The organism is Streptomyces antnestii (assembly GCF_004005495.1).
Taxonomy (GTDB): domain Bacteria; phylum Actinomycetota; class Actinomycetes; order Streptomycetales; family Streptomycetaceae; genus Streptomyces; species Streptomyces antnestii.
This window is the reverse complement of sequence record NZ_RZYA01000006.1, coordinates 337,787-356,904: the sequence shown is the minus strand read 5'-3', so window position 1 is coordinate 356,904 and position 19,118 is coordinate 337,787. Positions and strand designations below refer to the sequence as shown.

General features: G+C 73.9%; 14 protein-coding genes. 11 read left to right on the top strand and 3 right to left on the bottom strand.

From position 1 onward, the window contains the following. Positions 1-47: 47 nt before the first annotated feature. The 3 genes from EOT10_RS16140 to EOT10_RS16130 all read right to left on the bottom strand — a co-directional run bounded on the left by EOT10_RS16140 (position 48) and on the right by EOT10_RS16130 (position 3,697). Entirely contained in the window at positions 48-1,685 is a 1,638-nt protein-coding gene (locus EOT10_RS16140; RefSeq protein ID WP_127828884.1) for a glycosyltransferase family 2 protein, read from the bottom strand. Positions 1,686-1,742: 57 nt separating this feature from the next. Then, complete coding sequence (locus tag EOT10_RS16135; protein ID WP_223280994.1) at positions 1,743-2,984, bottom strand: glycosyltransferase family 87 protein; 1,242 nt, start codon at positions 2,982-2,984, stop codon at positions 1,743-1,745. A gap of 239 nt (positions 2,985-3,223) precedes the next feature. Continuing rightward, positions 3,224-3,697 (bottom strand): MarR family winged helix-turn-helix transcriptional regulator, encoded by a 474-nt coding sequence (locus tag EOT10_RS16130; protein WP_127828882.1) that lies wholly within the window; start codon positions 3,695-3,697, stop codon positions 3,224-3,226. Positions 3,698-3,807: 110 nt separating this feature from the next. On the opposite strand from EOT10_RS16130, the gene EOT10_RS16125 reads away from it, so the two are divergent. From EOT10_RS16125 to EOT10_RS16085, 11 genes are all read left to right on the top strand, one after another. Then, on the top strand, positions 3,808-4,221 hold the full coding sequence (locus tag EOT10_RS16125; protein WP_127828881.1) for an organic hydroperoxide resistance protein: 414 nt from the start codon (positions 3,808-3,810) through the stop codon (positions 4,219-4,221). 532 nt (positions 4,222-4,753) lie between these two features. Further along, entirely contained in the window at positions 4,754-6,391 is a 1,638-nt protein-coding gene (locus tag EOT10_RS16120; protein WP_189491615.1) for a glycosyltransferase family 39 protein, read from the top strand. Beyond that, positions 6,388-6,531, top strand: a complete 144-nt coding sequence (locus EOT10_RS41310; protein ID WP_189491612.1) for a hypothetical protein — start codon at positions 6,388-6,390, stop codon at positions 6,529-6,531. Before EOT10_RS16120 ends, EOT10_RS41310 begins: the two co-directional genes overlap by 4 nt. Beyond that, a complete protein-coding gene (locus EOT10_RS16115; protein ID WP_127828879.1) occupies positions 6,531-8,273 on the top strand; it encodes a hypothetical protein in 1,743 nt (580 codons plus the stop codon). Before EOT10_RS41310 ends, EOT10_RS16115 begins: the two co-directional genes overlap by 1 nt. 164 nt (positions 8,274-8,437) lie before the next feature. Then, on the top strand, positions 8,438-8,611 hold the full coding sequence (locus EOT10_RS41305) for a hypothetical protein (RefSeq protein WP_189491609.1): 174 nt from the start codon (positions 8,438-8,440) through the stop codon (positions 8,609-8,611). Next, the gene (locus tag EOT10_RS16110) at positions 8,608-9,762 is read left to right on the top strand and encodes an acyltransferase family protein (RefSeq protein WP_223280993.1); all 1,155 of its coding nucleotides are present in this window, start codon (positions 8,608-8,610) and stop codon (positions 9,760-9,762) included. Before EOT10_RS41305 ends, EOT10_RS16110 begins: the two co-directional genes overlap by 4 nt. A gap of 65 nt (positions 9,763-9,827) precedes the next feature. Beyond that, on the top strand, positions 9,828-10,556 hold the full coding sequence (locus EOT10_RS16105) for a methyltransferase domain-containing protein (protein ID WP_127828878.1): 729 nt from the start codon (positions 9,828-9,830) through the stop codon (positions 10,554-10,556). Positions 10,557-10,616: 60 nt separating this feature from the next. Then, positions 10,617-11,453, top strand: coding sequence for a TylF/MycF/NovP-related O-methyltransferase (locus tag EOT10_RS16100; RefSeq protein ID WP_127828877.1), 837 nt, complete (start codon positions 10,617-10,619; stop codon positions 11,451-11,453). 223 nt (positions 11,454-11,676) lie between these two features. Further along, positions 11,677-15,195 carry a bifunctional glycosyltransferase/CDP-glycerol:glycerophosphate glycerophosphotransferase gene (locus EOT10_RS16095; protein WP_127828876.1) on the top strand — a complete coding sequence of 1,173 codons (3,519 nt, stop codon included), beginning with the start codon at positions 11,677-11,679 and terminating at the stop codon, positions 15,193-15,195. Next, positions 15,192-17,957, top strand: a complete 2,766-nt coding sequence (locus EOT10_RS42585; protein ID WP_127828875.1) for a bifunctional glycosyltransferase/CDP-glycerol:glycerophosphate glycerophosphotransferase — start codon at positions 15,192-15,194, stop codon at positions 17,955-17,957. Before EOT10_RS16095 ends, EOT10_RS42585 begins: the two co-directional genes overlap by 4 nt. Further along, positions 17,954-19,114, top strand: coding sequence for a glycosyltransferase (locus EOT10_RS16085; protein WP_127828874.1), 1,161 nt, complete (start codon positions 17,954-17,956; stop codon positions 19,112-19,114). The genes EOT10_RS42585 and EOT10_RS16085 overlap by 4 nt, the downstream gene beginning before the upstream one ends. Positions 19,115-19,118: the final 4 nt, after the last annotated feature.

Below are 19,118 nucleotides of genomic sequence, written 5' to 3'. Positions count from 1 at the left end.
CCCTCGTGTCGTATGGGTTCGGTGTCGTACGGGTGGCCGGTCGTCTCTCAGTGAACCAGGCGGTTCAGGCGCCCTCGCAACACCGCGAGAGCTCCGCGCACCCCGGGTGCGAGACGCACGGCGAGAGCGCCGGACTGGGTCGCGTACGGGTGCGCGAGGAGCACGCCCTGGCGCAGGCTCGGCAGGGCGGTACGGCGCAGCAGGCCGGGGCCCTCGACGGCGTGGGCGCTCGCGTCGCGGTGCGTGCCGTCCGCGAAGTTGAGGCGGAGGCGGATGTCCCAGGTGCCGGCGGTGAGCGCCGAGAGGTCGAGGGCCGTGTCGGCCACCCAGGTGCCGGGGTCGGTCCCGGGCGTGAAGGCGACCGTGCGGCGCCTGGCCGGGCGGTCGCGCAGGCGTTCGGCGACCTCGATGTCGACGGTGTCGGGGCCCGCCGCGGCGACGCGCCCGTACAGGTCGTACAGGCGCAGCCGGAGACGGGCACCACGCGCGCGTGGCCGCAGTTCCGCGTCGACCGCGACGGGGAGCAGGCTCATGGGGCGCACGAGCAGGTGCTCCAGGGTCACCTGGGGGAGGGTGTCGGACCAGATCGGTGTGCCGTCCGCGGCCCGCGCGTAGGGCGGGCAAAGGCGGGCCGGGCGCGCCGCGACCTCCTTGAGGCGGGGCAGGTCGCGCGGCCCTTCGGAGGCGAGGACGACACGGGCGACGACGCGGCCGGGCGCGGGCGCCGCGTCGATGTCGGCCGTGTCGAACGTGGCGAGGTAGGCGCGGGTGACGGCCCACCACTCGGCGCGGTACTCGGGGCTGCGCAGGTCGAGCTCGCGGGCGTACATGCGCAGGCTGTGGTCGAGGAAGCGGGTGCGGGCCGCGCGCGCCAGGCGCTTGTGCGCGCCGGTCAGCAGGATGTCGACGGACTGGCGGTGTGCCTCGATCCTGGCCGTCCAGTTGTCGAGGCCCGCGCGGTCGAGGGAGAGCGAGAGGCGCTCGGCGTCGCGGCGGACGTGCCAGACGTAGACCGTGTCGGGGACGAGCGCCATGCGCGGTTGCGCGGCGAGCACGCGCGCGGTGAACACGAAGTCCTCGTAGACGAAGCGTCCGTCGGGGAAGCGGATCCCGTGCTCGCGCAGGAAGTCCGCGCGGTAGAGCTTGTTGACGCAGAGCGTGTCGTGGACGAGGCGGGGGCGGCGCTCGGGGTCGGGGACCACGGTGGCCCTGGCGTACAGCTCCGGCTGCCATGGGATGTCGCGGCCCGAGGGCAGCTCGCGGCGCACGCACAGGCCGGCCGCGACCTCCGTGCCGTGGGCAAGGGCCGCGCCGAGCAGCGCGTCGACGGCGCCCGGCGGCAGCACGTCGTCGCTGTCCAGGAACATGACGTACGGCGCCGAGGCCGCGTCGATCCCGTCGTTGCGCGGGGTGCCGCAGCCGCCGCTGTTCGTGGCGCGGCGCACCACCTTGAGGCGTGGCTCGCTGTCGGCCATACGCTGGAGCAGTTCGCCGCTGCCGTCCGTCGAGCAGTCGTCGACGGCGATCACCTCATGGACCGCGGCTCCTTGGGCGAGGGCGGAGCGCACGGCGTCGGTGACGCGCTCGGCGTCGTTGTAGCCGATGACGACGACCGTGACCGCCGGGGTCTCCGCCCGCCGCCGCGCCGGCTGGTGCGGCGGCGACGGCCGGGGGTTGGGCTGCATGGCTTCCACAGAAGGAAATCCTAGGCCTTTACGGTAATTGTCCGGTAAGTAAAGCTCTTACTCCTTTGTTCCCTTCCAGAGGGAACCGAACGACACGACGGCCCCTCCGAGGAGCAGGCCGTTGCGCGCGAGCATCAGCAGACAGCCCGTCCAGGTCCCCGCCTCGACATCGGCGTAGAGGACCGGGTACGCGAGCGCGCTCAGGCCGGCCGCCGCCACGACGAGCACCGCGACCGGGCGCTGCGTGGTGTGCCGGGACGTGAGGCAGACCGCGGCGAGCCCGACCAGCCAGATCAGGTACTGGGGGCTGATCACGCGGCTCGTGACGGTGAACAGCAGGACGGCGCAGAGCGCCGCGTCGAACGGTGTCGCGGGCGTCCAGTACCGCGCCTCCACCCGCCACAGCAGGAGCAGCGCGGCCGCGCCCGCCGTGAGCACCAGGGAGGCCGCGGCCACCATGCCCACGTGGGGCCCGACGTACTCCATCGCCCCGAACCGGTAGCGCACCTGCCCCGGCCAGCCCGCCCGCCGCGCCAGGGTCAGGGCCGTGCCGCCGAGCGACTCGATCTGCACACCCCGCCCGCCCTGCTCGCGCAGGAACGCGAACGGGGAGCGGAACGCCACCGCGAGGACCAGCAGGATCGCGGCGCCCGACGCGAGCGCCGCCGTCCACGCCTCCCGGCTCGACCGCCCCCGCGGGGTGCCGAGCAGCGTGAGCGCGGGCCACACCTTGACCAGGGCGCCGCACGCCGCGAGCACACCGCCCGTACGGGGGAACCGCGCCATGACGAGCAGCGCGCACACGGCGAAGGCGGTGACCTCGATGTCGTAGCGGGCCAGCGGGATGTGCAGCAGGAGCGGCAGCGCGGCGGTCCACAGCCAGGCGCCGGCCGCGCTGCGCCCCGTGCGTGTGCCGGCCCGGGCTAGGGCCAGCGTGACCAGGGCGTCCGTGACGAGGGTGAGGGCGACGAAGGCCTGGAAGTAGGTGAGGCCCGGGACGAGGCCGGGCGCCAGGAGGACGGGCCCCGCGCCGGGCGGGTACTGCCACATGGGGTCGCCCGCGGGGAAGGTTCCGTGGGCGAGGGTGGTGGACCAGCGGGCGTACAGGGCGAACACCTCGTGCGCGATGCCGCCGGCGCCGAGCGGGGCGCGGCCGTCGAGGGCGAGCAGGACGAGCATCCCGGCGCGCGTGACCAGCCAGGTCAGAGGGAGGGCCGCGCGGGCGAGGGGTCCGGGGTGGACCCAGGTCGCGTGGACGGGGGATGAGGCGGTGGGCGGCGGCTGAGTCTCGAGCGTCACCTGGGCGAGCGTACGAGCGCGTGCCGCGTATGCGGTGATAATCAGCCGAATGCGGCTTTTCGTGTCGAGGGGGAGGTGCGGGGGAGGTGCCTCGCCGGTGGCCGCGGGAGGTGCCTGTCCACGTACTGAGAGGCCCCGGTCACGTGCCGGACGCGACATGTCCGTCATTCGGTCGGCGCCGCGTCCAATGGGTGACCGCGCGGGCGCCCGCTCGTCGCCGGCTACCGCTACCGCTACCGCTACGCGTCGAGCGCCGCCCCGTCCAGCGCCGACGTCAGGCGGTCGAGGCGGGCGCGCAGGTCCTCGATCTCCGCCAGGTCGAACCCGGTCGCGGCCGCGATCCGGCGCGGTACGAGCGCCGCCCGCGTCCGCAGCTCCGTGCCCGCGTCCGTCGGCCGGACGTTCACGGAGCGCTCGTCGCGCGCGCTGCGCTCCCGCTGCACGAGACCGGCCGCCTCGAGCCGCTTGAGCAGCGGCGAGAGCGTGCCCGAGTCGAGCCGCAGCCGCTCGCCGAGCCGCTTCACGGGCAGCTCGCCGTCCTCCCAGAGCACCAGCATGACCAGGTACTGGGGGTACGTCAGGCCCAGGTCCTTGAGGAGCGTGCGGTAGACGCCGCCGAACGCGCGCGACGCGGCGTTCAGGGAGAAGCAGATCTGCCGGTCGAGCCGCAGGAATTCCTCGTCGGGGGGCGTCGTCGTGGGCGTCGTGGTCATGGCTCCAGGGTAACGGGGGCCCGGATGGCGCGTCATTCAATTGCGCACAACTGAATTGCGTGCTCTACTTCTCTCTGTCAGCAGCTACTTCTCTCCGAGGGATGGTTTTCATGGACGCGATCTACACCGCCGTCGCCACCGCGACCCACGGCCGCGACGGCCGCGCCGTCAGCTCCGACGGCCGCCTCGACCTTCAGCTGGCCATCCCCGCGGAGATGGGCGGCAACGGCCAGGGCACCAACCCCGAGCAGCTGTTCGCCGCCGGGTACTCCGCGTGTTTCGCCAGCGCCCTCGGCCTCGTCGGCCGCGCCGCGAAGGTCGACGTCAGTGACGCCGCCGTGACCGCCGAGGTCGGCATCGGCAAGCAGGGCGAGAGCTTCGGGCTCGCGGTGACGCTGCGCGTGGAGCTGCCCGAGTCGGTCGACGCCGAGACCGGCCGCAAGCTCGTCGAGCAGGCCCACCAGGTCTGCCCCTACTCGAACGCGACGCGCGGCAACATCGAGGTCGACCTCGTCGTCGAGTAACGGCCACCTCCTTGCGTGGGGGCGTCAACCGGCCCTGGGTGGGCCCCCGTTGACCCGCGCGAGCGGGTCGACGCCGGGGATGGACGGGGGCCGCACCTGGGCAGGGTTCGAGGCGATCGACTCCAGGCGCCCACCCGGGTGGGTCCTCGGCGTCGTAGATCGGTGCGAGGGCGCCGAGGTGAGCTCGTCGATGCATTCATCCCATTTGCCCGATTGTGCCGATATCTTCTCCTCTGGCCACCCGATCGGGTGACGCGAGGTCTTCGACAGGGAGGCGCCGCCTGGCTACGGTCAGGCGTTATGCCCCGTTCCTCCGTTGTCGTCCCCGCCTGTCGCGCCCAGGGCCACCTGCGGGACCGGGTGCGCGTCGTCCGGCTGCCCGTCGCGCCCGCCCACTCCGCGTCCCTCGCCTGACATGCCGGTAGGTCTGCGCGACAGAAGCGGCCGATCCGGACCGGACCGGCGGGAAGCGATCCCCGCCCTCCGGCCGCGCCGCCGGACACCCGTCACTCTGCCGACCCCGGCACCCGCCGTGACCTCGGTCGTCGTGCCCGGCGTCGTGATGCTGGCAATCGGCCTGTGGGGGCTCGACCGCGGCACGATATGGCGGGACGAGGCCGCCACGATGCTGGTCGCCACCCGCTCCCTGCCCGAGATCCGCCACGTTCTCGGCAACATCGACGCCGTCCACGGCCTCTACTACGTACTGATCCACTTCGTGCTCGGCGGACAGCCCGACGCCTTCCTCATGCGGCTGCCGTCCGTCCTCGGCGCGAGCGCGGCGGCCTGCCTCGTCGCCGCGCTCGGCACCCGGCTCGCCCGGCCCCGCGTCGGCCTGTGGGCCGGACTCCTCTACGCAGCCTCGCCGTTGACCGCGTACTACGCCCAGGAGGGCCGCTCCTACGCGCTCGTCGCCGCCGGGGCCGCGGCGGCGACGCTGATGTTCGTGCGCTGCCTGCGGCGGCCCTCGGTGCGGGCGTGGGCCGGGTACGCCGCGCTCGTCACGGTGACCGCGTGGCTCCACGAGTTCGCCGTCCTCGTCCTCGCCGCGCACGCCGTCACCCTGCTCGTCTCGCGCGCGGCCCCTGCCCTGTGGCGCGGCTGGGCGGCCGCCGCGGGCGCCACCGTCCTGCTGCTCCTGCCACTCGTCCGGGTGACGCGGGCGCAGAGCTTCCAGGTGGCGTGGATCCGCAGGCCCGGCTGGCCGGAGGCGGAGGGGCTGCTGCGGCTCGCCGCGGGGAACGAGGGTGCCGTCTTCGACACGACGCTCACGCTGGTCGCGGCGGCGGCGCTCGTTCCGGTGATCCGCCGGGGGGTGCGCGGCGTTCGCGGGGGAGTACGCGGCATTCGCGGGGGTGCGCCCGCGCCGGTCGTCCGCCGAGGGTCGGGGGCGGTCCGGACGGCCGGGCTCGCCCCGGTCGTCCGCCGAGGGGCTCCCGCCCTTCCGGCGGTCGCGCTGCCGCTGGCCCTGGTGCCGCCCGTCGTGCTGTTCACCGTCTCGCAGTGGCAGCCGCTGTACGCCCCGCGCTACGCGTTCTTCGCATTCGCCGGACTGCCCCTGCTCGCGGCGGCCGGGGCGGACACGGTCCTGCGGTGGCTGCCCGCGCGGACGCGGCCCGCGTCCTGCTTCCAGGCCGCCGCCGGGGTCGCGCTGGTCGCGCTGGCGTTCTGGGCGCAGTTCCCGGCGCAGCTGAGCGAGCGCTCGCCCGAGGGTCGCAGGGACGACTTCGGGGCGGTGGCCCGGATGGTGGGGCAGGTGCTGCGGCCCGGCGACGCACTTCTCTACCTGCCGAAGACCGGCCGACGCCTCACCGAGACGTACCCGCGATCCGTCGCGGGCGTGCGGGACGTGGCACTGAAGGAGACGGGCGCGCGTTCGGGAACCCTGTACGGCGTGGACGCGAGCCCTGCCGAACTGCGCGCGCGCATGGCGTGCCTGAGCCGCGTCTGGGTTCTCTTCGACGCGGAGGCGGGCCACCCGGGCTGGCACACCGCCAGCCCCACCGAACTCACCAAACTCGCCGTCCTGGCAACGGACTTCACCCCCCTCACCGAGACGAGCCGCCATAGCGGCCTCCTCCGCCTGTACGCCCGCGACGGCGGTCCCGCCCCCGCTTGCGCTCCGACGTCCCGCGAACGCACGGCCACCCCTCGGTCGGAGACCCGATGAGCGCCACCGTCCTCACCCCTTTCCACGGCCAACGCCCGTGCGGGGCGGGCCTGTACGCCCGCGACGGCGGCCCCGCCCCCACGCCCGCCTGCGCTCCGACGCCCCGTGATCTCACCGCCACCCCCCAGCTGGAGAACTGATGAACGTCACGCTCCTCGCCCTCCTCGACAACCGGCGGTCCGGTGGGGCGCGGCCGGTCGCGTCGGCGCGGGCCTCGCCCTCGTACCGGGTGCGGCGGTGGGCCGATCCCGCCGCCGTTCTCGCGGCCACCGCGCTGATCGCCGTCAGGGCCTCGTGGCTCGGGCGGTGGATCGTCGACGACGCCGCCGTCACCTTCGCCTACGCCCGCAGCGTCGACCAGGGCCTCGGCCCGGTCCAGCTCCCCGGCGCGCCACCCGTCGAGGGCTACTCCAACCCGTCCTGGCTCGCCCTGCTGGTCCTCGGGCGCAGGCTCGGCCTCTTCGACCACGGCGCGTTCCTCGGCGTCAGCGACCTCGTGCTCTACCCGAAGGCACTCGCCCTGCTGTGCACGGCCGGCACCCTCGCCTGCGTCGCGTGGGCCGCCCGCGCCGTGGTCCCGGGACGCGCCTGGGCGGTGACCCTCCTCGCGGGCGGCGCCCTCGCCGCGAACCTGTCCTTCGTCGCCTGGTCCTTCTCCGGCCTGGAGAACCCGCTCTACGCCCTGACGGCCGCCGCGACGGCGGCGGTGCTGGTGCGGGGGGTGACGGGAGGCGGACTCGCGGGTCCGCGTACCGCCGTGGCCGCCGGCGCGATCGCGCTGCTCGCCGCGCTGACCCGCCCCGACGGAGCCGTGCTCGCCGCCGCGTACCCGCTCGTCGTCGTCCTCTTCGTGCGGCGCCGTGACCTGGTCCGCGCGGTCCGCGCGGTGGCCCTGCACGTGGGTGTTGTCGCCGTGCCCTACGGTGCGTTCCTGCTGTGGCGGCACGCCGTGTTCGGCCTCTGGGTGCCGAACACGGCCGTCGCCAAGGCGCAACAGGCCCCCGAACTCGCCCAACTCGCCCAGAGCAGCGACCTGTTGACGTACGCCGGCTGGGCCCTCGCGCTGATCGGCGCGCTGTGCGCGGGCGCCGTGCTCGCCCGGCCCGGCAGGGCGCGCCGGGCCCTGGCGGCGCTGCTCGTGCCGCTGCTTCTCTCGCTGCTCGCGTACGGGGTGCTCGGCCGGGACTGGATGGCTCTGTACCGGTTCGCGACCCCGGTCTGGGTCCTCGCGACCGCCGCCGTCGCGCTGTCGGCCGTGGCGCTGTGGGAGGCGGAGCGCGCCCGGGCCCGTGCGGTCCTCGTCGCGGCGCTGGCCGGCGCGCTCGTGCTCTCGCAGGCCGGACAGGCCGACCAGGAGGCGTCGTTCGCGTCCCACCCGACGCTCTCCATGTGCTTCGTCGCCGAACGCTACGGCCGGTTCTTCAACACGTACGCCGAGCGCCTCGGCCTGCGCCACGCCACCGTCGCCCTGCCCGACCTCGGCGGCACCCTGCTCACCACGCGCCTGCGCGTCCTGGACCTCGCGGGCCTGACGGACCGGCCCGTCGCGGACGCGTACGCCGCCGGCGACATGCGGGCCCTGCGCGACCACGTCCTGCGCGCCGAGCGCCCCGAACTCCTGCACGTCCACGCGGCCTGGGTGACCAAGCCGGGCCTGACCGCCGCCCGCCTGGCGGACGCGGGCTACGTCCCGCTGTACCGGCAGCAGAACGGCGGTGACTTCGTCCGAGCCGACGCCGTCCACGACCCGTCCCGCCTCGCCTCCGTACGCGCCTGGGCGAAACCGCGCCTGGATCGGCTGATCGCGGGCCAGAACACTCCGACCCACCGCAAGGGCGGCTGCGGTGCCACGCTGACGCCGGGGCAGGAGGTGTCCCGGTGACGACGGCCACCCGCCTCCCCGTACGCGTATCGGCCCCGTCCCGCCTCGCCTCTGTACGCCTGGGCGAAGCCGCGCCTGGATCGGCTGATCGCGGGCCAGAACACTCCGATCCACCGCAAGGGCGGCTGCGGTGCCACGCTGACGCCGGGGCAGGAGGTGTCCCGGTGACGACGGCCACCCGCCTCCCTGTACACGTATCGGCCCCGTCCCGCCTCGCCTCCGTCCGCGCCTGGGTGAAGCCGCGCCTGGATCGGCTGATCGCAGGCCAGAACACCCCGGCCCACCGCAAGGGCGGCTGCGGCGCCACCCTCACGCCGGGGCAGGAGGTGTCCCGGTGACGACGGCCACCCGCCTCCCTGTACATGTATCCGGCCGCCCCGCCCGCCCCGCCGCCGAAGGCAGCCCGCCGCGGCTCGACTCGCTTACCGGGATGCGGTTCGTCGCGGCGCTCGCCGTGTTCGTCCACCACACCACCGGTCTCGCGCGGAGCACCGGCTTCGCCCACGCCCCCGTGCTCTTCCCGTACTCGACGATGGGCGTGAACGGCGTCGGGTTCTTCTTTGTGCTCTCCGGGTTCCTGCTGGCCTGGGGGCACCGGCCCGGCACGCCCCGCGGGCTCTTCTACTGGCGGCGCGCGGGCCGCATCTGGCCCGCGCACCTCGTCGCCACGATCCCGTGCGTGTGGGTGTTCTACGTGTGGGGCGGGGTGCCCACGGACACGTTCAGCTTCGTCACGTCGCTGCTGCTCGTGCAGACCTGGTTCCCCGGCGTCGTACCGATGCTCCCCGGGAACGGCGTCGCCTGGACGCTCAGTGTCGAGGTTTTCTTCTACTTCCTGTTCCCCTGGGTCATCGGGCCCGCCCTGCGCCTGCGCACCCGCACCCTCGCCCTCCTCGCGGCGGCCGGACTCGCCGCCATGTGGGCCGTCAACTGGTGGGCCGCCGAGCACCTCTCGCCCTTCGCCCGTGAGTGGGTCATGCGCCACCCGGTGACGCGGCTGCCCGAGTTCGCGGTGGGCCTCGTGTGCGCGATCGCCCTGCGCCGCGGCCACCGGATCACCCTGCGCCCCGCCGCGCTGCTCGCCTGCTTCGCCGCCTACACGGCCGTGTACGTCCACCGCGCGGCCTGGCTCGCCCCGGTCCTCGTGCGTCAACTGGAGTGGACCGTACGGCCGTTCGTCGCCGTCTTCTCGGCGCTCCTGATCCTCGCGTACGCCCGGCGCGAGCTGGCCGGGCGCCGCGGTGCGCTGTGTTCGCGCCCCATGGTGCTGCTCGGCGCCTGGTCGTACGCGTTCTATCTGCTGCACCAGACGCTGAACCGGTTCGTGGGGGACACCTGGGGGCGGTTCCGGCCCGACGACTCCGCCCTGTTCGTGCTGACCGGGCTCGCCGTCGCGGTGACGGCGCTGTCCTGGGCGCTGTTCACGTACGTCGAGGAGCCGGCCAGAAAGTGGTGGACCCGGCACACCCCGCGCCGCCTCGCACGGTGACCGGACGGGGTCATGCGCGTTGAAAAGCCGTCAAGTCAGCGCGAACCCCCTTGATGGAGGCCGGCATGCACACGTCCGCGTACGAACAGATGGAACTCTGCGTGCGGAGTTACCTGCCGCGCGGGCGCCGGTTGCGGGTGGTCGACCTCGGCGCACGCGTCTCCGACGGACAGGTACGCACCCACAAGTCGCTCCTCGAGGGGTACGACATCGAGTACGTCGGCGTCGACGTCCTCGACGGGCGCAACGTGGACGCGGTCATGACGAAGCCGTACCGCATCCCGGTCCGCTCGAACAGCGCCGACTTCCTCATCTCCGGGCAGGCCTTCGAGCACATCCCGTTCTTCTGGGCGTCCATGCTGGAGATCGCGCGGGTACTGAAGCCGGAGGGCACCGCGTTCATCACGGCACCGTCGCGCGGCCATGTGCACGACGCGCAGGACTGCTGGCGCTACTACCCCGACGGCATGCGCGCCCTGGCCGCCTACACGCGGCTCGAACTGCGCGAGGCGTACACCGACTTCCCGCCGATGAAGGGCATCCGGCACGCCTACGGCAGCATCGACGCCAAGCACGCCTACTGGGGCGACACCGTCGGCGTCTTCCGCAAGCCGGCCAAGTACCCGCGTCTGACCATGGCGTTCGTGCGGTCCACCACCCGCTGGTGGGCCAACCGGGTCGGCGGCGTCGACGGCGTCCCGCTGCCCGCACCGCTCGCGGGGCGGGACCTGTGCGGCCGGCCGGTGCCCGTGCCGCAGCCCGCGGACGTATCGGCAGACGTATCAAAGGGTTAGAAACACCTGCTGGTTGACGAAAAGTGACATGAGGAATATCGCGGACGTATGGTGCCGCGCATGGCATGGCGAAGCGCAGTGAACGGCGTCATCAAGCAGCTCACCGGATACCAGCTGACCCGCGTACCGGTGCCCGCCCCCCGGCAGGCGGCCGCGGCGCCCGGCTCCACGCCACCGGCTCCGGGGGCCAAGCCCAAGCCGACGCCGAAACCCAAGGGCCTGGTCTTCCCCGAGGACTACGACGACGAGGCGAAGGACGTCATCCGCGCGGTCAAGCCGTACACGATGACCTCCCCGGAGCGGCTCAACGCCTTCATCCTCGCCACCCGCCACATCGTCCGGCACGACATCCCCGGCGACATCGTCGAGTGCGGTGTGTGGCGCGGCGGTTCGATGCAGGCCTGTGCCAGGACCCTGATCTCCCAGGGCGACACCGGGCGCGACCTCTACCTCTTCGACACCTACGAGGGCATGACGCCGCCCACCGAGGAGGACCTGCGGCGCGACGGCAAGTCCGCCGAGGAGCTGCTCGCCGCGCAGGGAAGGGACCGCCCGATCTGGGCCGTCGCCACCCTGGACGACGTCAAGTCCGGCTTCCGGAAGGTGCCTTACCCCGCCGACCGCGTCCACTTCGTCCAGGGCAAGGTCGAGGACACGGTCCCCGCCGAGGCACCCGAGCGCATCTCGATCCTGCGCCTCGACACCGACTGGTACGCCTCCACCAAGCACGAACTCGACCACCTCTACGACCGGTTGGTGCCCGGCGGCGTCCTCCTCATCGACGACTACGGCTACTGGCAGGGCTCCCGGCAGGCCGTCGACGAGTTCCTGGAGAAGACCGGGGAGCGCCTGCTCCTCCTGCGCATGGACGAGGGCCGCATCGCCGTCAAGCCCTGACCCCGAGCCTGCCCGCCTCCCCCGTCTCCCGGCCCCCCGATCCCCCCGATCCCGCGCAGCCCGGCACCCCGCCGGCCCGCTGTGCGGGATCGCTGTGTGATCACCCGAATGGCTCAGGCGTGGTGACCCGGATCCACAGCGCGGGTTGTTACCCAGTAGGTCCCTCGCGGGTCCCCCGGCGCAGCCGTGCCCGTCAGTACTACGGAAGGAATGTGCGCAGCGCATGACACCACGACTCACCGTCGTCGTCCCCATCCACAACGTCGAGGCCTACCTCGACGCCTGCCTGGAGTCGCTGGCCGCGCAGACCATGACCGACCTCGAAGTCGTGATGGTCGACGACGGCTCCACCGACGGGAGTCCCGCCATCGCCCGTGCCATGGCGGACCGCGACGGGCGCTTCCGGTACACCCGGCAGGACAACGCGGGCCTGGGAGCGGCCCGCAACGAGGGCGCGGCACGGGCCACGGGCACGCACCTCGCCTTCGTGGACAGCGACGACGTGGTGCCGCACGACGCGTACGAGCGCATGCTCGGCGCGCTGGCCGAGTCAGGCTCCGACTTCGCCACCGGCAACGTGCACCGGCTGCGCGTCGACGGGACCACCGAGCAGTCCGCGATGTTCCGCAAGGTGATGGGCACGGACCGGTCCGCCACCCACGTCACCCGGCACTGGGACCTGCTCGGGGACCGCATCGCCTGCAACAAGGTGTTCCGCAGGGACTTCTGGGACCGCCACGCCTTCGCGTTCCCCGTGGGCGTGCTGTTCGAGGACACTCCGGTCATGGTGCCCGCGCACTTCCTCGCGGGCAGCGTCGACGTCCTGTCCGGGCCCGTCTATCTGTGGCGCGACCGCGACGGCTCCATCACCAACCGGCGGACCCGGCCGCGCGCCGTCGCCGACCGCACGGCCGCCGTCCTGTCGGCCAGCGGGTTCCTCGGGGACAAGGCGCGCGAGACGGCCGGCACCCCGGACGCCGAGGGCTGGCGGGAGGGCAAGCGGCGCTACGACGCCACGGTCCTCGCCGGCGACCTCTGGCTCTTCATGGACGCGCTGCCGCTCGGCGACGCCGCGTACCACGAGGCGTTCCTCGACCACGCGAACTCCTTCGCGGACACCGTCGAACCGGCCGTCCTGACCGGCCTGCCGCTCGCCCTGCGCGTCAAATGGCAGCTCATCCGCGAGCGCCGCCTGACCGAACTGCTCGCGTTCATGGCGTACGAGAAGAGCAATGGTTCGACGTTCCTCGCGCGCGGGACGGTCCGGCGCCGCGCCCAGTTCTCGGCCGTCACCGGGGCTCTGCCGCGCGCCGTGACCGCCCTCGGGCGCGCCGACCTGCCCCTGAAGTCGCAGGTCACCGAGGCGTCCTGGGACGAGGACGGGCGGCTGCGGCTCAAGGGGTTCGCCTACGTGCGCAACCTGCCGGCGGGCCGGGTCGGGGCGCGCGCCAAGTTCGCCTGGCTGCGGGCGGGCCGGCGCCGCGCCGTCCCCCTGAAGGTTCGCACCGTCCGCTCCCGCGAGGCGACCTACCGCTCCAAGCAGGGGCTGCACAGCTACGACCGGTCCGGGTTCGAGACCGTCGTCGACCCGGCCCGGCTCGTCACCAAGCGGACGACCACCACCTGGAACGTCGAGATGGCCGTCTACGGAGGCGGCCTGCTGCGCACGGGCCCGGTGCGCATGGGCGGGCTCTCCGAGCTGCCCGTGCGCTACCTCGACGACTTCCTGCGGATCACGCCCAAGCTCAGCGCGGGCCGCCTGCGGCTGCGCACCGAGCGCGTACAGGCCCGCCTCGCGCGGCACGAGGAGTCCGGCGGCACCCTGATGCTGGAGGGCGAGCTCGCCCCCGGAGCGCCGGCCGGCATCAAGGCGCTGCGCGTCGAGAACTGGCACACCAAGGAGGCGTACGACCTTCCGGTCGTCTGCTCGGGGCGCACTTTCACGGCCGAGCTGCGCCTGGAACACCTCGCGGGCACCGGGACCGACGGCTCCGGCGCCCCCCGCAAGGCCGACCCGTGGGGCGTCGGCCTCGTGCGCGAGGGCGACGAGGGCGACGAGTGGTCGGCCCTCGCCGTGCGCCCCGACATCCCGGCCGGCCGCCACCCGCTCGGCGCCGGGCGCGAACTGCTCGTCCTCGCCAACGCGTCCGGCAACGTCGAGCTGCGCAACCAGACCGTGCGCCCGCTCGTCGACGAACTGACCTGGCAGGACGACGGGCGGCTCACCGTCCGCGGCAGCTTCCCCGACGAGTCCGCCGCGCGGTGGGAACTGGTGCTCCAGCACAGCGGCCACGACGAGGAGGCCGTCCTTCCGGTCGAGACGGACGGCAGCCGCTTCAGCGCGGCCCTGTGCCCGGACGCGGTCGACGGCCCCGCCGGGGTCCTGCCGCTCGCCGAGGGCCGCTGGTACCTCGCCCTGCGCGAGCCCGGCGAGAGCGACCCCGACCTGTACCGCCAGGTCCATGTCGCGCCCGCCCGGCACGAGAGCCTGCCCCTCGTACGGGCCCTGGGCGGCCGTGACTTCACCGTCGGGCGCCGCCACTACGACCGCCTCGTCATCGAGTCGGGATCCGCCCTCGCCGTCACGGAGCGGGGCGGCGCCCAGCAGGGCGCCCTGCGCACCCGCTACGCGTCCCTGCGCGTCGAGCCCCGCACCGACACCGTCCTCTACTCCAGCTTCGACGGCCGGCAGTACTCGGACTCGCCGCGCGCCGTGCACGAGGAACTCGTCGCCCGCGGCGCCCCCCTCGAACACCTGTGGGTCGTCCGCGACCAGCAGGTCACGGTGCCCGCCACCTGCCGGCTCGTGGCCCTGTGGAGCACCGAGTGGTACGAGGCCCTGGCCCGCAGCCGCTACGTCGTCACCAACACCCAGCTGCCCGACTGGTTCGAGCGCGCCGAGGACCAGTACGTCGTACAGACCTGGCACGGCACCCCGCTCAAGCGCATCGGCCGGGACCTCGCGGACAGCCCGTCCGGCGACCCGCGCTACATCGCCTCGCTGCCCGACCGGGCCGCCCAGTGGAACCTGCTCGTCTCCCCCAACCGCTTCTCCACCCCCGTCCTGCGCGGCGCCTTCGGCTACCAGGGCGAGGTACTGGAGTCCGGCTACCCGCGCAACGACCTGCTCCACGCGGCCGACCGCGCCAAGGTCGCCGCCGCGGTCCGCGAACGCCTCGGCATCCCCGAGGACCGCAAAGTCGTCCTCTACGCCCCCACATGGCGCGAGAACCAGCCCCGCAAGGGCGGCCGTTACGGACTCGACCTGCGCCTCGACCTGGCGGCCGCCGAACGCGCCCTCGGCGACGACCACGTCCTCCTCGTGCGCCGCCACTACCTGGTCGGCGGCACCGTCCCCGGCACCACGTCCGGCTTCGTGCGCGACGTCACCCGCCACCCGGACGTCGGCGAACTCCTCCTGATCAGCGACGTGCTGGTCACCGACTACTCGTCGCTGATGTTCGACTTCGCCCACACCGGGCGGCCGATGCTCTTCCACACCTACGACCTCGACCACTACCGGGACACCCTCAGAGGCTTCTACTTCGACTTCGCCGCCCAGGCGCCCGGGCCCCTGCTCACCACCGGCGAGGAGGTCGTGGCCGCGCTGCGCGACCCGGCCGCCGCCACCGCCGGGCACGAGGACGCCTACCGCCGGTTCCGCGAGGTGTTCTGCGACCTGGACGACGGGCGTGCCGCCGCCCACGTCGCCGACGCCATGCTCCCGGGAGGCCGCCGATGAGCACCCCCGAAGTGCGCGACATGAGCTGCGTCATCGTCTGCGGGGACGACGCCGAGGCCCTGCGTGCCACCGTCGGCTCCGTCCTCGGCCAGACCCTGGCCGGCACCGAGGCCGTCCTCGTCGCCACGGGCGCGAACGAGACGGCTGCCTCGCTCGCGGCCGGTGACCCGCAGCGGATCCGCCTGGTCCACGCCGGGACCGGCAGCCATGGGGACCTTCTGCGCGACCTGGGCCTCGCCGCCGCCCGCGGCCGGTACGTCATGGTCGCCGCGCCGGGGGAACGCCTCGAACGGCACGCCTGCCGCAACCTCTTGGAGGCGGCCCTCCGTACGGACGCCGACCTGGTCGCGGGGCGCTGGGAGAAGGGCCCCGGCCGGTACAAGGACCTGTACGCGAGGTCCCGGGTGACCGAGGACCTGGCCGACGCGCCGGAACTCGTCGCCAGCGACGCCCTGGCCGCCGGGTTCTGCGTGCGGCGCGCCGCGCTCGGGACGCTGTCCGACACGGGGGAGGCCCTGTTCGGCGTACGGGCCGCGCTCGCCGCCCGGCGTATCGCGCTCGTCCCGAACCTGATCGTCACCGGGCGTGCCCCGGCCGCGCCGGTCAGGGATCTGCCGCGCGCGGCACGCGTCCAGCGCGCCACCGTGGAACTCCTGCGCCACGACGACACCCTGCGCGCGGCCCGCGAGAAGACCTTCCTCACCGACCACGTCGTGCCCTGCGTCCGCGCGTTCCTGCCGCTCGGCCCCGACGGCCGGCGCGAGGCGGCGGCCACCCTCGCCGAGAGCCTGCGCGGCCTCGTCACCCCCGAGGCGCTGCGCACGCTGCCGCCCGTCGAGCGGGTCGGCGTGCGGCTCCTCGCGGACGGCGACGCGGACGGCGTACGGGCCGCGGCCTACGCCCTCGCCAGGCCCGGCACCGTCGTCTCCCCGCTCGTCAGGACGGGCGACGGACGGGTGCGCTGGAGCGCGGAGCACGCAGGCGACGACACCTTCGACGTCACCGAACTCGGCCACCAGTACGGGCAGTTCACCGACCTGAAGCTCCTGAACCAGGTCACCCACTGCCTCCGCGAGGGCGCGGTGCTCGCCGTCGGGGGCCGGGTCGTCGTACCGCTCGGCCTCCTCGACCACGGGCCCGTCCTCGCCGCCCGCCTCGACCTCACGGTCCGTGGCGGCGGGGCGCGCCTGTACTCCGTGCCGGTCGGCGACCTGCGCAAGGAGGACGGGGGGATCGTGTGGCGGGCCGAGGTGCCGCTCACCGGCGCCCTGCGACCGCGCGGCATCGGTGACCGCGTGTGGGACCCGCGTCTCGTCCTGACGGTGGACGGCGTCCCCGTCACCACCGAGCTGCTCGCCGACAAGGCCACCGTCCCCGCCGGCGCCACCGCGCTCCCGGCCCGCCCCCGCCTGACCCGCCTCACCGCCGACACCTGGCAGCCCTACGTCACCGCCGGGCACCACCTCGCGGTCTGCCTGCTGCCCCGCCGCCGCCCGGCCCGCGCCGCGCACGCCCTCCTGCACTACGTCACCCACTTCCGCCCCGCCCGCGAGCTGAAGCCCGTACTGCGCGCCCTCGGCAAGAAGCGCGAGGCGCTGCACAGCAAGCGCGTCAAGACCCGCGTGTACCGGCGCATCCTGACCCGGCTGCCCGTCAGCCGGGGCCTCGTCGTCTTCGAGAGCCACATGGGCAAGTCCTACGGCGACAGCCCGCGCGCGGTCCACGAGGAACTCCTGGCCCGCGGCGCCCGGCCGCGCTGCGTCTGGTCGTACGCCACCTCGCCCGCCGGGTTCCCGGCCGGCGCGCGGCTCGTGCGCCGCTGGTCCTGGCGCTATCTGTGGGCCCTCGCCCGCGCCGAGTGGTGGGTCGACAACCAGGGCTTCCCGCACGCCCTCGACAAGCCGCGGCACACCAGGTACCTGCAGACCTGGCACGGATCCGCGTACAAGCGCATGGGGTTCGACGAGCCGCGGCACGCGACGCAGAACGCGCCGCAGCGGGACGCGCTCGCGCGTGCGGTCGGCCGGTTCGACCACTTCATGGTCCGCTCCGAACACGATGTGCGGACCCTCGCCCGCGCCTACCGCATCCCCGAGGAGAAGCTGCTGCGGGCCGGCTACCCGCGCAACGACCGTCTCGTGGCGGCCCGCGCGCGCGACGAGCGCGAGGGCCGCTTCCCGCGCCCGGCGCCCGCCACGGAACTAGGCATCCCGGACCACCGCACGGTCGTCCTGTACGCCCCCACGTTCCGCGGCCTCCCCAAGGACGGCCGGACCGTCGAACTGCCGCTGGACGTACGGGAGTTCGCCGAGCGCTTCGGTGACACGCACGTCCTCCTCGTACGCGCCCACTACATGGAGGCGGCGAGCCTGCCCGCCACCCCGCCCGGCACCGTCATCGACGTCTCCGGACATCACGACGTGCAGGAACTCCTCGTCCTCGCCGACGTGTTGATCACCGACTACTCGTCGATCATGTTCGACTACGCGCTCCTCGACCGGCCCCTCGTCCACTTCGCGCCCGACCTCGACGCGTACGCCGCCGAGCGGGGCGCCTACTTCGACCTGCGCGCCCGCGCCGCCGGACCCGTCGCCGAGACGCAGGAGGAACTGCTGCGCACCCTCGACGGGCTGAAGGAGGCCGACGGCGAATGGCAGGCCGCGCGCCGCGCCTTCGCCGCCGAGTTCGGCACCTACGACGACGGCGGAGCCGCCCGCGCGGCCGCCGACCTGATCCTCGGCGTGAAGGAGCCCCGGGCATGACCGTCACCTCAGTACGCACCGGCCGCGACCTCTTCCTCCTCGCCAACACCGTCGACGAGCTGGGCGGCGTCACCGCCTGGACGCACCAGATGGCGCGCCTCTTCCAGGCCGCGGGCCACCGCGTCCACGTCATCGGCGTCCACGAGGCCGAGCTCAAACTCACCCTGCCCGCCGACCTCGGCTACGACGTCACCAGCCTCTACCCCGCCCACCCCCCGACCCCCCGCCCAATCCGCGGCCTCGCCCGCCTCAACCCCGTCGCCCACCACCGCGAGACCCTGCGCCTCGCCGGCCGGGCCCGCGCCGTCGCCCGCCTCACGGAGATCTTCCGCACGGCCCGCCCCGGCGCCGTCGCCGTCGTCACCCAGGTGTGGCCCATGGAGTGGGTGCGCGAGGCCGACACCTCGGGCCTGCGGATCATCGGCATGAGCCACGAGTCGTACGCCTACACGAAGGCCTGCCACCGCTACCGCTCCGTCCGGCGCAACTACCCCTCCGTCGACCGCTGGCTCGCCCTCACCCAGGAGGACGCCGACGACTGGATCGCCGACGGCATGCACAACGTCGGGGCGATGCCCAACGCCCTCGCCCACCTCCCCGAAGTGCCCTCGCCGCGCACCGCGAAGGTCGTGTGCAGCATCGGCCGCCTGGCCGACCAGAAGGGCATCGACATGCTCGTCGACACCTGGGCCCGGGTCGCCCCGCACCGGCCCGGCTGGACCCTGCGGATCTACGGCGCCGGAGCCGACGAACCGGACCTGCGCGCCCAGTGCACGCGGCTCGGGCTCAACGCCTCCGTACGGTGGATGGGCCCCACGGACGACGTGCCGGGCGCGCTCGCCGGCAGCGCCGTCTTCGTCCAGTCGTCGCGCGGCGAGGGCTTCCCGCTCGCCCTGATGGAGGCCATGGCGAGCGCCGTGCCGTGCGCGGCCTTCGACTGCGCGCCCGGCGTACGGGAGATCGTGCGCGACGGCGAGGACGGGCTCCTCGCGCCCCCCGGCGACATCTCGGCGCTCGCCGACCGCCTGCTGCGCCTCACCGGCAACCCGCGCATGCGGGACGCCATAGGAGAGCGGGCCAGGGTCAATGTGCAGCGCTTCTCGGAGGAGCGGGTCCTGGAGCGCTGGGAGGAGCTGTTCGCCCTGCTGGAGAGGTGAGGGG